The organism is Streptococcus agalactiae (assembly GCF_949788565.1).
GTDB lineage: Bacteria > Bacillota > Bacilli > Lactobacillales > Streptococcaceae > Streptococcus > Streptococcus agalactiae.
Genome location: NZ_OX460931.1, coordinates 715,989 through 730,640 on the forward strand (window position 1 = coordinate 715,989; position 14,652 = coordinate 730,640).

General features: G+C 35.8%; 13 protein-coding genes. 11 read left to right on the forward strand and 2 right to left on the reverse strand.

The annotated features are described in order from the left end of the window. Positions 1 to 31: 31 nt before the first annotated feature. Entirely contained in the window at positions 32 to 1,060 is a 1,029-nt protein-coding gene (queA, locus tag QOR44_RS03810; protein ID WP_001095268.1) for a tRNA preQ1(34) S-adenosylmethionine ribosyltransferase-isomerase QueA, read from the reverse strand. Positions 1,061 to 1,213: 153 nt separating this feature from the next. Between queA and QOR44_RS03815 the strand changes: the two genes are divergently transcribed. Together QOR44_RS03815 and QOR44_RS03820 are read left to right on the forward strand one after the other, a co-directional pair. After that, positions 1,214 to 1,894 (forward strand): VIT1/CCC1 transporter family protein, encoded by a 681-nt coding sequence (locus QOR44_RS03815; RefSeq protein ID WP_000656582.1) that lies wholly within the window; start codon positions 1,214 to 1,216, stop codon positions 1,892 to 1,894. Positions 1,895 to 2,044: 150 nt separating this feature from the next. After that, the gene (locus QOR44_RS03820) at positions 2,045 to 2,746 is read left to right on the forward strand and encodes a glucosamine-6-phosphate deaminase (protein ID WP_001263957.1); all 702 of its coding nucleotides are present in this window, start codon (positions 2,045 to 2,047) and stop codon (positions 2,744 to 2,746) included. A gap of 71 nt (positions 2,747 to 2,817) precedes the next feature. Here QOR44_RS03820 and QOR44_RS03825 read toward each other — a convergent pair whose 3' ends face one another. Continuing rightward, positions 2,818 to 3,774 carry a glutathione S-transferase family protein gene (locus QOR44_RS03825; RefSeq protein WP_000523783.1) on the reverse strand — a complete coding sequence of 319 codons (957 nt, stop codon included), beginning with the start codon at positions 3,772 to 3,774 and terminating at the stop codon, positions 2,818 to 2,820. Between the two features lie 95 nt (positions 3,775 to 3,869). On the opposite strand from QOR44_RS03825, the gene QOR44_RS03830 reads away from it, so the two are divergent. From QOR44_RS03830 to alaS, 9 genes are all read left to right on the forward strand, one after another. Beyond that, on the forward strand, positions 3,870 to 4,589 hold the full coding sequence (locus QOR44_RS03830) for a 16S rRNA pseudouridine(516) synthase (RefSeq protein WP_001234960.1): 720 nt from the start codon (positions 3,870 to 3,872) through the stop codon (positions 4,587 to 4,589). A 72-nt stretch (positions 4,590 to 4,661) separates the two neighbouring features. Continuing rightward, positions 4,662 to 5,813, forward strand: a complete 1,152-nt coding sequence (locus tag QOR44_RS03835; RefSeq protein ID WP_001086191.1) for an MFS transporter — start codon at positions 4,662 to 4,664, stop codon at positions 5,811 to 5,813. A gap of 51 nt (positions 5,814 to 5,864) precedes the next feature. After that, the gene (locus tag QOR44_RS03840) at positions 5,865 to 6,812 is read left to right on the forward strand and encodes a competence protein CoiA (protein WP_000903646.1); all 948 of its coding nucleotides are present in this window, start codon (positions 5,865 to 5,867) and stop codon (positions 6,810 to 6,812) included. 15 nt (positions 6,813 to 6,827) lie between these two features. Beyond that, entirely contained in the window at positions 6,828 to 8,633 is a 1,806-nt protein-coding gene (pepF, locus tag QOR44_RS03845; RefSeq protein ID WP_001282901.1) for an oligoendopeptidase F, read from the forward strand. A gap of 194 nt (positions 8,634 to 8,827) precedes the next feature. Then, positions 8,828 to 9,454, forward strand: a complete 627-nt coding sequence (locus QOR44_RS03850) for an HAD-IA family hydrolase (RefSeq protein ID WP_000736931.1) — start codon at positions 8,828 to 8,830, stop codon at positions 9,452 to 9,454. Positions 9,455 to 9,527: 73 nt separating this feature from the next. Then, positions 9,528 to 10,235, forward strand: coding sequence for an O-methyltransferase (locus tag QOR44_RS03855; protein WP_000250854.1), 708 nt, complete (start codon positions 9,528 to 9,530; stop codon positions 10,233 to 10,235). Between the two features lie 60 nt (positions 10,236 to 10,295). Further along, a complete protein-coding gene (gene prsA, locus QOR44_RS03860; RefSeq protein ID WP_000857817.1) occupies positions 10,296 to 11,225 on the forward strand; it encodes a peptidylprolyl isomerase PrsA in 930 nt (309 codons plus the stop codon). A 241-nt stretch (positions 11,226 to 11,466) separates the two neighbouring features. Beyond that, complete coding sequence (locus QOR44_RS03865) at positions 11,467 to 11,952, forward strand: LURP-one-related/scramblase family protein (RefSeq protein WP_000190196.1); 486 nt, start codon at positions 11,467 to 11,469, stop codon at positions 11,950 to 11,952. 15 nt (positions 11,953 to 11,967) lie between these two features. After that, the gene (gene alaS, locus QOR44_RS03870; protein WP_000661548.1) at positions 11,968 to 14,586 is read left to right on the forward strand and encodes an alanine--tRNA ligase; all 2,619 of its coding nucleotides are present in this window, start codon (positions 11,968 to 11,970) and stop codon (positions 14,584 to 14,586) included. The last annotated feature ends 66 nt before the right edge of the window (positions 14,587 to 14,652 follow it).

Here is a 14,652-nt window from a genome sequence, read left to right on the forward strand (position 1 = left end):
ATAAAACTTTTTCCTAATTGAAAGCCTATTCTTACTTAACAAACATAGCATCACCAAAGCTGAAGAAACGGTATCGTTCTTCAACTGCATGGTTGTAAGCTTCTAGTACAAAATCACGTCCAGCAAATGCTGATACTAACATGACAAGAGTAGACTTTGGTAAGTGAAAGTTGGTTGAAAAAGCGTCTACAACCTTGAACTGATAACCAGGCTTGATAAAAATATTTGTCCACCCTGAGTCGGCTTTTAATTCACCATTGAATTTAGAACCAATTGTCTCTAATGTGCGAATAGAAGTTGTACCAACAGCTACAATACGTCCACCAGATTCTTTAACTGCATTGAGAGTATCAGCAGCTTCTTTAGATAATTGGTAAAACTCAGAATGCATTTCGTGTTCATCAAGATTATCAACTGAAACAGGACGGAAAGTTCCAAGTCCAACGTGAAGCGTCAAATAGACAAGCTTCACACCTTTTGTTTCAATTTTTTCCAATAGTTCTTTTGTAAAATGGAGACCGGCTGTTGGTGCAGCAGCAGAACCATTTTCTTTTGCATACACAGTCTGATAGCGGTCACGATCTTCTAGTTTTTCATGAATATATGGCGGAAGTGGCATTTCGCCCAAACTTTCAAGGACTTCTAGAAAAATACCATCATATGAGAATTCTACAATACGCCCACCATGTTCTAATTCCTTTGTGACTGTTGCTATTAACCGACCATCACCAAATGAAACTTTGGTCCCTACTCGTAAGCGTTTAGCGGGTTTAGCAAGCACTTCCCATTGATCGCCTTCTGTATTTTTGAGAAGTAATAACTCTACATGGCCGTGTGTATCTGGCTTTTCACCATAAAGGCGAGCGGGCAGAACACGTGTGTTATTCATTACTAAAGCATCACCAGGCTTGAGTTCATCTAAGATATGATCGAAATGGCTATCTGTCATCGTCTTATTCTTATGATCAATGACTAATAGTTTAGAAGCGTCTCTTTTTTCAAGTGGTGTTTGGGCAATGAGTTCTTCTGGTAAATAAAAATCAAAATCGTTTGTATTCATGATTTCTCCTATCTATAAGTAAGCTTTTCTATTATATCACGTTCGGTAAAAATGACCCAACTAATCTTTTTTATTTAGAATGATTATAAAAAATAATTGTAATGATTCTAAATAAGTGATATAATAATTGTCAGAAAGTGAGAAGTAGAGAAGATGAAAGAAGCAAAAAATTTTTCCCAACAATTGAATATTTTAAGAGCTGGTGTTCTTGGTGCTAATGATGGTATCATCTCTGTAGCTGGTGTTGTTATTGGTGTTGCGAGTGCAACTCATAACCTTTGGATTATTTTTTTATCAGCAGCTTCCGCGATTTTAGCTGGTGCATTTTCTATGGCTGGCGGGGAGTATGTTAGTGTTTCTACTCAAAAAGATACTGAACAAGCAGCGGTTGCGCGTGAAGAGAAACTACTAGAAAATAATCCAGAACTTGCCAAAAAATCCTTAGTTGATATCTACTTAGCAAAAGGAGAAAGTCACGAACATGCTCAATGGCTAGTTGACAAGGCTTTTTCAAAGAATGCTATTGAGCATTTAGTTGAAGAAAAATATGGTATTGAGTTCGGTGAATATACAAGCCCCTGGCATGCTGCTATATCTAGTTTTATAGCTTTTGCCATCGGATCAATTTTTCCAACTATAACTATTCTGTTATTGCCATTTTCGGTACGAATTGTAGGAACGGTAATAATTGTTATTGTTTCACTATTATCAACTGGTTATGTAAGTGCTAAGTTAGGCCAAGCCCCTACAGTACCTGCCATGCGTCGAAATGTGATGATTGGTTGTTTGACAATGTTGGCAACCTATGTCATTGGACAATTATTTTCAATATAAAATATTAATCGTGGAGTTATTGTCTAAACTAGAATGGACAGTAATTCTTTTTAGTTTTATAACGAAATTAAGAAGTTTTTATTGACAAAAATTGGTATATACCATATAATATAATCATAAAGGTCTATACCAAATAAAAGGAGAGTAAACATGAGAGTTATTACAGTTAAGAACGACATTGAGGGGGGAAAAATTGCATTTACTCTTTTAGAAGAGAAAATGAAAGCTGGTGCTCAAACTTTAGGATTGGCAACAGGAAGTAGCCCAATCACCTTTTACGAAGAGATTGTAAAAAGTAACCTTGATTTTTCAAATATGGTTTCTATTAACCTTGATGAATATGTTGGAATTGCCGCAAGTAATGATCAAAGTTACTCTTATTTTATGCATAAACATCTTTTTGATGCTAAACCTTTCAAGGAAAATAACCTTCCAAACGGCTTGGCTAAAGATTTAAAAGAAGAAATAAAACGATACGATGCTGTTATAAATGCTAATCCAATTGATTTTCAAATCCTTGGAATTGGTCGTAACGGTCATATTGGTTTTAATGAACCAGGTACACCTTTTGATATTACAACACATGTGGTTGACTTAGCTCCAAGTACAATTGAAGCTAATAGTCGTTTCTTTAATAGTATTGATGATGTACCAAAGCAAGCCTTATCAATGGGTATAGGCTCTATTATGAAATCAAAAACAATCGTATTAGTGGCGTATGGTATTGAAAAAGCAGAAGCGATTGCAAGTATGATTAAAGGACCTATCACAGAAAATATGCCAGCAAGTATCCTCCAAAAACATGATGATGTTGTGATTATTGTGGATGAAGCAGCGGCATCAAAGTTGTAAAGTAAATAATAAAAAAGTAAGGATGAATCTCAATGAGAAAAAATTCATTCTTACTTTTTTATTATGCTTTATTAAATTGTCCAGTCTAAGTTAGGTCCAGCTGGAATAATACCAGTAGGGTTAATGGTTTTATGGCTACCGTAATAGTGTTTTTTGATATGATCAAAATTAACTGTCTCAGCAATTCCAGGTAGGTTGTAAATACGTTTTGTATAATGCCATAAATGTGGGTAATCATGTAGCGCTTTTAAATTACATTTAAAATGACCATAATAAACGGTGTCAAAGCGAACTAAAGTTGTGAAAAGGCGAATATCAGCTTCGGTAAATTGTTCTCCAACAAGATAATGGTTATCAGATAAGTGTTTTTCTAACTGATCTAAAGCTGTGAATAAGGTTTCAACTTCCTTTTGATAAACGTTCTGAGAAGTAGCAAAACCAGCTTTATAGACACCATTATTTATTTTTGGATAAATAAAATTATTCATTTCGTCAATTTGTCCTTGCAAGGAATCGGGATAGTAATCGTCAGTATTTCCAGTAATATGATTAAATGCAGTATTTAACATACGCATAATTTCAGATGATTCATTGTTAACGATTGTATGGCATTTTTTATCCCAAAGAACAGGGACTGTCACGCGTCCTGTATAATCACTTTGACTTGCTTGATAGATTTGGTAAAGGTATTGGCTTTGGTTAATCATATCAGGAATAACGCCTTTATATTCTTGAAAAGTCCAACCATTCTCCAACATTAAAGGGTTAACAATGGAGATAGAGATATGAGATTCTAGATTTTTAAGCTTTCTCATGATTAATACACGTGATGCCCAAGGGCAGGCTAGTGAAACGTAGAGATGATATCGTCCAGACTCTGCTTTAAAACCTGCATCCCCACTAGGCCCTGCTGAACCATCTTTAGTAACCCAATGACGGAATTGTGTAACGGTTCGGACGAATTTACCACCAGTTGATGCAGTATCATACCATTGATCAACCCATTTGCCATCTACTAAAAGTCCCATGATAATCTCCTTTGTTTTTCTATTACTAATTAGTAGTATAAAGATTTTAAAAGGAATTAGCAAATGTTTAACTTACAGTATGGTAAACTAAGAGTATGCGTTTAGATAAATTATTAGGTCAGGCAGGATTTGGGTCTAGAAATCAGGTTAAGAAATTAATTCGTTCTAGGCAAGTTTCTGTAGATGGTCAAATTATTACAAAGGATAATGTTATTGTAGATAGTGGTCTACAATCGATTTTTGTAGGAAAAGAGAGAGTCTGCCTAAAAGAAAGTTCTTATTACCTTCTTTATAAGCCATCAGGAGTTGTTTCAGCAGTTAGAGATTCAGAACATAAAACAGTCATAGACTTAATTAGCGAAAAAGATAAGGTGGAGGGATTGTATCCGATTGGTCGTCTAGATCGTGATACGGAAGGGCTTTTAATAATCACGAATAATGGTCCACTGGGTTACCGAATGTTACATCCAAAACACCACGTTGCAAAAACGTATTATGTTGAAGTAAATGGTTTCTTAGAAAGAGATGCTATTACCTTTTTTGAAGAAGGAGTTGTATTTGACGATGGAACAAAATGTAAACCAGCTGAATTAACGATTGATACAGCTAATAATGACAAAAGTACCGCAAGAATAACTATCACAGAAGGGAAATTTCACCAAGTAAAAAAGATGTTTCTTGCATATGGCGTTAAAGTTATATACTTGAGGCGTATTTCTTTTGGTGACTTGAGGCTTGATATGAATTTGAAACCAGGTCAGTATCGTAGATTGAGAGATTCAGAGGCAGCTATCTTAAAAAGGTATTTAGATTAGTGAAACGACTCACTTGACCTTGCTTAGTATTCTTCATATACTTATAAGTGATTATTTTAAAGGAGAAAACCATTGAATTCAAAACTTTCATTGAAATTGACTATTTTATCGATTTCTATCTTTTTGATGTCTCACTTAGCAATTGCTCCTGCAATTCCTAAATTGTATGCCTTTTACCATACTCAAAATCCTCATATTGGACTAGCTTCAGTAGAGAGTTTAGTTACTATTCCAGCTATGATGATTACTATTTTTGTTATTTTGAGTAATTTTGTAGTCACAAAACTTGGCAAAAAAAACACGGTCTTACTTGGTTTATGTTTAATCTTAATATCTGGGTTTATCTCATTTTTTACAAGTAATTTTTCACTTGCGATGGCTAGTCGACTACTTTTGGGTATTGGTATTGGTCTCTATAATTCGCTATCAATTAGTATCATAACGGATTTATATGAGGCTGATGAGAGAGCCAGTATGATTGGTCTTAGAACAGCATCACTTAATATCGGTAAAGCCTTAACTACATTTATTGTTGGATTGGTTTTAGCTATTGGTGTGAATTATATTTATTTGGTTTACCTTCTGGTTATTCCTGTTTTCTTTTTCTTTTGGAAAAATGTTCCAGAGGTTGAAAATCAAACACATACCCTTAAAGCTAGTACAACATTTGATACTAAAGCGGCTTTGTTGATGCTTATCACATTCTTAGTAGGTATTGCTTATATAGGAGCAACTGTCAAAATTCCAACCTTACTAGTGACAAAATATCACTACGCGACGAGCTTCTCTAGTAATATGTTAACTCTCCTTGCTTTTAGTGGTATTTTAGTTGGATCTCTATTTGGAAAATTAGTTAAAGTATTCCAAGAGAAGACGCTATTAATTATGATTCTAGCTATGGGAATAGGTAATGTGCTATTTGCTTTAGCTAATAATCAGATCATTTTTATCGTAGCTAGTATTTTAATAGGAGCTAGTTTTGTTGGCACCATGTCTTCTGTATTCTTTTATATTTCAAAAAACTATGCAAAAGAACATAATAACTTTATCACAAGCCTTGCCTTAACAGCTGGTAATATAGGAGTTATTTTGACACCGCTTATTTTAACGAAACTTCCAAGCCAGCTACATCTGGAACCTTTTATGACACCATTTTTAATAACAAGTGGGCTGATGGTAATTAATGTCTTTGTTTACCTAGTTTTAATGTCAAAAAATAAATAAAAAGTTATCCGAAAGGATAACTTTTTTCGAATAGTAAAAGTAGGAGAAAAAATGTTAATTGCTAAAGACAGACAAGGAAATTTAATTAATCTACTCGAGTCTCATCCGGGAAAGGGACAGTATTTTTGTCCAACTTGTTGTTCAGCTGTAAGGTTAAAAGCAGGTCGAATCATGAGAAGACACTTTGCACATATTAGTCTAAAAAATTGTCAGTTTCATCATGAAAATGAGTCTAATGAGCACTTGCAATTAAAAGCAAAGTTATATATGAGTTTAAGTAGAGAGAATGAAACTATGCTCGAGCATCATTTGCCAGAAATTAATCAGATTGCAGATTTATTTGTGAATGAGACATTGGCTTTAGAAGTTCAGTGTAGCCGACTGTCAGAGCAGCGACTCAGGGAGCGAACAAAAGCATATCTACAGGCAGACTTTCAAGTGAGATGGTTACTAGGGGAAAAACTCTGGTTAAAGCATCGGTTAACAAATCTACATAAACAATTTTTACAATTTTCTCAAAGTATCGGATTTCATATTTGGGAGTTAGATTTGAGGTTAGAAGTGCTGAGACTAAAATATTTGATTTACGAAGATTTACGCGGACATGTCTATTACTTAAGTAAAACTTGCCCTCTTAGTGGAGACGTTCTAGCATTTTTGAAGTGGCCATACCAATCAAAAAATCTAAATTTTTATAAGGTTAAACAAGACAGAAATATCAGAGATTATGTGCGTCAGCAGTTACGCTATGGCAATCAATTTTGGTTACGAAAACAAGAAAAGGCCTACCTTTCTGGTCAGAATCTATTGACTCAAGAGCTAATGATGTTTTTTCCTCAAATACAGCCACCACGTGTAGATACTGATTTTTGTCAAATAACAAATTCTCTAACATCGTTTTATCAGAATTTTACAAATTATTATCAAAAAAATAAGAATAACTTGGACCAAACACTTTATCCCCCTGTATTTTATGATAAAATAGTCACTAAGAATTAAACTGGAGGATACAAAATGTCAGACAATCGCTCACATATTGAAGAAAAATACCAATGGGATTTAACTACTGTCTTTGCGACTGATGAGTTATGGGAAACTGAAGTGGTAGAGCTTACTCAAGCCATCGATAACGCAAAGGGTTTTTCAGCTCATCTGTTGGACTCAAGCCAATCTTTATTGGAGATCACGGAGGTTGAACTAGATTTATCTCGCCGTTTAGAAAAAGTTTATGTCTATGCTTCAATGAAAAATGACCAAGACACCACTGTTGCGAAATATCAAGAATTTCAAGCGAAAGCGACAGCGCTCTATGCAAAATTTAGTGAAACATTTTCGTTTTACGAGCCAGAACTATTGCAACTTTCAGAGTCTGATTACCAGTCATTCCTTTTAGAAATGCCTGACTTGCAAAAATATGATCATTTCTTTGAGAAAACATTTGCAAATAAACCTCATGTCTTATCTCAAAACGAAGAAGAATTGTTAGCTGGTGCTAGTGAGATTTTTGGAGCAGCTGGTGAGACATTTGAAATCCTTGATAATGCAGATATGGTCTTCCCAGTTGTAAAAAATGCAAAAGGTGAGGAAGTTGAGCTTACACATGGTAACTTCATTTCCCTTATGGAATCTAGCGATAGGACGGTTCGAAAAGAAGCATATCAAGCTATGTATAGCACATATGAACAATTCCAGCATACTTACGCTAAAACATTACAAACAAATGTGAAATCTCAAAATTTTAAGGCTCGTGTGCATCATTATCAATCAGCACGCCAATCAGCTCTATCTGCCAATTTTATTCCAGAAGAGGTCTACGAAACTCTAATTAAGACAGTTAATCATCATTTACCGCTCTTACATCGTTATATGAAGTTGCGTCAAAAAGTTCTTGGGCTAGATGATTTGAAGATGTATGACGTATATACACCCCTTTCTCAAATGGATATGAGTTTTACTTATGATGAAGCTCTAAAAAAATCAGAGGAGGTTCTGGCTATTTTTGGCGAAGCATATTCTGAACGTGTTCATCGTGCTTTTACTGAACGTTGGATTGATGTCCATGTTAACAAAGGAAAGAGGTCAGGCGCTTATTCAGGTGGATCTTATGACACTAATGCTTTCATGCTTCTTAACTGGCAAGATACTTTAGACAATCTTTATACGCTGGTTCATGAAACTGGACATAGTCTACACTCGACGTTTACTCGTGAAAATCAACCCTATGTTTATGGTGATTATTCTATTTTCCTAGCTGAAATTGCATCAACAACAAATGAAAATATATTAACAGAAACCCTTTTGAAAGAAGTTAAAGATGATAAAAATCGCTTTGCAATTCTCAATCATTATTTGGACGGTTTCAAAGGAACAATTTTTAGGCAAACACAGTTCGCTGAATTCGAACATGCCATTCATGTAGCTGATCAGGAGGGGCAAGTACTAACTAGCAAATACTTAAACAACCTTTACGCTGAGCTTAATGAAAAATATTATGGTTTGACTAAAGAAGATAATCATTTTATTCAATATGAATGGGCAAGAATTCCACACTTTTACTACAATTATTATGTTTTCCAATATGCAACCGGCTTCGCAGCAGCAAATTATTTAGCAGAGCGTATTGTAAACGGTAATCCGGAGGATAAAGAGGCCTACCTAAATTACCTTAAAGCTGGTAATTCAGATTACCCTCTAAACGTCATTGCTAAAGCTGGTGTTGATATGACTAGTGCAGACTATCTGGATGCAGCTTTTAGAGTATTTGAAGAGCGTTTAGTGGAACTTGAAAATCTTGTAGCAAAAGGCGTCCATAATGATTAAGTTGAAAATATAGCTATTGAAGTAAAACCAGTCAACTAGACTGGTTTTTGATAGTGATCAGTTATTTTATAGTTTGTTTTGAGAGTGGTTTTGGTAAAGTTAGTTAGTGGAAAACTCAATAGTTGGAAATACCTACCCAAGCTATGATTTTTATGAGACCAAAACTGCTATTGTCAAAAAAGAAGGGAAATAGGATGAAAAAGCTTACTTTTATTTGGGATTTAGATGGGACATTAATAGATTCGTATGTACCAATTATGGAAGCTCTTGAAGAAACCTATCGTCATTTTGGCTTAATATTTGATAAAGAATTAATCCATGAATATATTTTACAGGCATCAGTGGGGCAATTATTGGTAAACCTTTCAGAGGAAGAGCAAATACCTCATGAAAAACTGAAAGCATATTTCACAAAAGAACAAGAAAGTCGAGATTCTAAAATACATTTAATGCCATATGCAAAAGAGATTTTAGAATGGACCAAAGAACAAGATATCCCCAATTTTATGTATACACATAAAGGAGCAAGTACGCATTCAGTGTTGGAAACCTTGCAGATCTCTCATTATTTTGATGAAATTTTAACTGGTGTTTCTGGATTCGAGCGAAAACCACATCCACAAGGGATTAATTATTTAGTTAAACGATATTCTTTAGATAAATCAATGACTTATTACATAGGAGATCGTCCCCTAGATTTGGAGGTTGCTCAAAATGCTGGTATAAAATCTATAAACTTAAGGTTAGAGAATTCCAAAGAAAACTATAATATTTCAAGTCTCAAAGATATAATATCACTTGATTTCACTCGTTTGGATTAAATCATTCTCAGAGTTAGACATTTTTTGCTATAATAAAAAAGTTATTATTTAAAATAGAAAAGAGGAGCCAAAAGTGGTTCAATCTTACAGTAAAAATGCTAATCATAATATGCGTCGTCCAGTAGTTAAAGAAGAAATTGTTCAATATATGCGTCAGCACCAAAAACAAAATAATGGCTGTTTAGCAGAGTTAGAAGCATTTGCTAAACAGGAAAATATCCCTATTATACCTCATGAAACAGCGACTTATTTTCGTTTTTTGATGCAAACATTACAACCTAAGCACATTTTAGAAATTGGAACAGCTATTGGTTTTTCGGCCCTTTTGATGGCAGAAAATGCTCCTGAAGCAAAGATAACAACGATCGATCGTAATGAAGAGATGATTGCCTTGGCTAAGGAAAACTTTGCAAAATATGATAATCACAATCAGATAACCCTTTTGGAAGGCGATGCTGTGGATGTGTTACAAACATTGGATAAATCTTACGATTTTGTATTCATGGATTCTGCTAAGTCTAAATATATCGTTTTTTTACCTCAAGTATTAAAACATTTAGATGTTGGAGGAGTAGTTGTTTTAGATGATATTTTCCAAGGTGGAGATATTGCAAAACCTATCGATGAAGTGAGAAGAGGTCAGCGAACTATCTACCGAGGTCTGCAACGTTTATTTGACTCGACTTTGCAACATCCTGATTTAACTGCTACTTTGGTACCTTTGGGAGATGGTTTATTGATGATTCGTAAAAATGCAGAGCATATTGTACTAGAAGATTAAGGCATTTTTAAGAAATTATGATATAATAATGGAGTTAATGACAAAAAGGAGTTATAAATCATGAAAACAAGATCAAAACTTGCAGCAGGCTTTTTGACACTTATGTCAGTTGCCACATTAGCTGCCTGCTCAGGTAAAACATCAAATGGAACAAATGTTGTTACAATGAAGGGCGACACTATCACAGTCTCTGATTTTTATGATCAAGTAAAAACATCAAAAGCTGCACAACAATCAATGCTTACATTGATCCTTTCACGTGTTTTTGATACACAGTATGGTGATAAAGTTTCAGATAAAAAAGTATCAGAAGCTTATAATAAGACAGCTAAAGGCTATGGTAATTCATTTTCAAGCGCACTTTCACAAGCAGGTTTGACTCCGGAAGGTTACAAACAACAAATTCGCACAACTATGCTTGTGGAATATGCTGTAAAAGAAGCAGCTAAGAAAGAATTAACAGAAGCAAACTATAAAGAAGCATATAAAAACTATACTCCTGAAACTTCTGTACAAGTAATCAAATTGGATGCAGAAGATAAAGCTAAATCTGTCCTTAAAGATGTAAAGGCTGATGGAGCTGATTTTGCAAAGATTGCAAAAGAAAAAACAACAGCTACTGATAAAAAAGTTGAGTATAAATTTGATTCTGCAGGGACAAGCCTCCCTAAAGAAGTTATGTCAGCAGCCTTTAAGCTAGATAAAAATGGTGTTTCAGATGTGGTGTCAACGGTTGATTCAACAACTTATAAAACAAGTTACTACATCATTAAAGTAACTGATAAGACAGAGAAAAAATCTGATTGGAAATCTTACAAAAATCGCTTAAAAGAAGTTATTCTTAAGGATAAAACAAGCGATAGAGCCTTCCAAAATAAAGTGATTTCAAAAGCCTTAGAAAAAGCTAATGTTAAGATTAAAGATAAAGCATTTGCAGGCATCTTATCACAATATGCTACAACAAGTGGTTCATCATCACTTAAAAAATAGTTGACCAAGTCTTAAAAAGACTGTATAATTAATACTATTGAGAATGAAATTTCAACGATTAGATACAGAAAAGTGACGGTTGCTGCGAGTCATGGATAATCAGAAAAAGATGCTACTCAATGGGGTAAAACTAAAAATAAATGAGAATGACAAGTTCATTGAATGAAGGTGGTACCGCGGTTTTCGCCCTTCGTAATGGACTTGTCTTTTGCTATTTGTCAACTTTCGAGGAGGAAGAGATATGGCTACTTTTCAAATTAAAGAAAAAATGTTTTCTCTAGGCGGTAAATTTACTATTACAGACCAGACTGGGCTTCCCTGTTATCACGTTGAAGGAAGTTTGTTCCCTCTACCTAAGACTTTTAAAGTCTTTGACGAAGAGGGGCATCTCATTAGTCAGATTGAGAAGAAGGTTTTAAGTTTTTTACCAAAGTTTAATGTGACATTAGCTAATGGGAATCATTTCACGATTAAGAAAGATTTCTCATTTTTGAAACCTCACTACACCATTGAAGACCTTGATATGGAAGTTAAGGGAAATTTTTGGGATATGGATTTCCAACTCTTAAAAGACAATCAAGTTATAGCAAACATATCTCAACAGTGGTTTCGTATGACTTCAACTTATCAGGTAGAAGTTTACAATGAAACTTACAACGATTTGACAATTTCGCTTGTCATAGCGATCGACTATGTCAAAGAGTTAGAAAAAAATGCATCAAACTAATTTTAGGAGAGAATAATGAAAGAATTATCGTCTGCACAAATCCGCCAAATGTGGTTGGATTTCTGGAAATCCAAAGGACATTCCGTTGAGCCTTCAGCTAACTTGGTTCCTGTGAACGACCCAACGCTTCTTTGGATCAACTCAGGTGTTGCAACCTTGAAAAAATATTTTGATGGTTCAGTGATTCCAGAAAATCCACGTATTACCAATGCACAAAAATCAATTCGTACTAATGATATTGAAAATGTTGGTAAAACAGCACGTCACCATACTATGTTTGAAATGCTTGGTAACTTCTCAATTGGAGACTATTTCCGTGATGAAGCTATTGAGTGGGGATTTGAACTCTTGACAAGTCCTGAATGGTTTGACTTCCCTAAAGACAAGCTCTACATGACTTACTACCCTGATGACAAAGATTCATATAACCGTTGGATTGCTTGTGGCGTTGAACCAAGTCACTTGGTGCCGATCGAGGATAACTTCTGGGAAATCGGTGCTGGTCCTTCAGGTCCAGATACTGAGATTTTCTTCGACCGTGGTGAAGATTTCGATCCAGACAATATCGGACTTCGTCTTTTGGCTGAAGATATCGAAAACGATCGTTACATCGAAATCTGGAATATCGTTCTCTCACAATTCAATGCTGACCCAGCCGTACCACGTTCAGAATACAAAGAATTGCCAAACAAAAACATTGATACGGGTGCGGGTCTTGAACGTCTTGCAGCTGTTATGCAAGGGGCAAAAACAAACTTTGAAACTGACCTTTTCATGCCTATCATCCGTGAAGTAGAGAAATTGTCAGGTAAAACTTACGATCCAGATGGCGAAAACATGAGTTTCAAGGTTATCGCTGACCACATCCGTGCGCTTTCATTTGCTATCGGTGATGGTGCGCTTCCTGGAAATGAAGGTCGTGGTTACGTTCTTCGTCGTCTTCTTCGTCGTGCGGTTATGCACGGTCGCCGTCTTGGCATCAACGAAACTTTCCTTTACAAATTGGTTCCGACTGTTGGACAAATCATGGAAAGCTACTACCCAGAAGTGCTTGAAAAACGTGATTTTATCGAGAAAATCGTTAAACGTGAGGAAGAAACATTTGCTCGTACTATCGATGCAGGTAGCGGTCACTTGGATTCATTGCTTGCGCAGCTTAAATCTGAAGGTAAGGATACTCTTGAAGGTAAAGATATCTTCAAACTTTATGATACTTATGGATTCCCAGTTGAATTGACAGAGGAATTGGCAGAAGATGCAGGCTACAAGATTGACCACGAAGGCTTCAAAGCAGCCATGAAAGAACAACAAGACCGTGCGCGTGCGGCTGTTGTTAAGGGTGGCTCAATGGGTATGCAAAATGAAACCCTAGCTGGTATCGTTGAAGAATCACGCTTCGAATACGACACATATAGTCTTGAATCAAGTCTTTCAGTTATCATTGCTGATAATGAACGTACTGAGGCTGTTTCAGAAGGCCAAGCCCTTCTTGTCTTTGCTCAAACACCATTCTATGCTGAAATGGGTGGACAGGTTGCTGACCACGGTGTCATCAAAAATGATAAGGGTGACACAGTTGCTGAGGTTGTTGATGTTCAAAAAGCACCAAATGGTCAACCTCTACACACTGTAAATGTTTTGGCATCACTTTCAGTTGGAACAAACTACACACTTGAAATCAACAAAGAGCGTCGTTTGGCTGTTGAGAAAAACCACACAGCAACTCACTTGCTCCATGCAGCTCTTCACAATGTTATCGGTGAACACGCAACTCAGGCTGGTTCATTGAACGAAGAAGAATTCTTGCGCTTTGATTTTACTCACTTTGAAGCAGTAAGCAATGAGGAACTTCGTCATATTGAACAAGAAGTTAATGAGCAAATTTGGAACGCTCTTACAATCACAACTACTGAAACTGACGTTGAAACCGCAAAAGAGATGGGAGCAATGGCACTTTTTGGTGAGAAATATGGTAAAGTGGTTCGTGTGGTTCAAATTGGTAATTATTCTGTTGAACTTTGCGGTGGAACTCACTTAAATAATTCTTCAGAAATCGGTCTCTTCAAGATTGTCAAAGAAGAAGGTATTGGTTCAGGCACTCGTCGTATTATTGCAGTTACTGGTAGACAAGCTTTTGAAGCTTATCGTAACCAAGAAGATGCACTAAAAGAGATTGCTACTACTGTAAAAGCTCCGCAATTGAAAGATGCAGCAACTAAAGTACAAGCTCTTAGTGACTCACTTCGTGATCTTCAAAAAGAAAATGTAGAGCTTAAAGAAAAAGCAGCAGCTGCAGCAGCTGGTGATGTCTTTAAAGATGTTCAAGAAGCTAAGGGCGTGCGCTTCATTGCTAGTCAAGTTGATGTTGCAGACGCAGGTGCACTTCGTACATTTGCTGATAACTGGAAACAAAAAGACTACTCTGATGTGCTTGTTCTCGTAGCAGCTATTGGTGAGAAGGTTAATGTCCTTGTTGCAAGCAAAACTAAAGATGTCCACGCTGGTAACATGATCAAAGGATTGGCACCAATTGTAGCAGGTCGTGGTGGTGGTAAACCAGACATGGCTATGGCAGGTGGTAGCGATGCAAGTAAAATTGCAGAGCTGCTAGCAGCAGTTGCAGAAAATTTATAAGAAGTACCTCTCATTTAGTTAGTAAATAAAACAGGCAAAGGGCAGAACATCGTTCTGTTCCTTTGT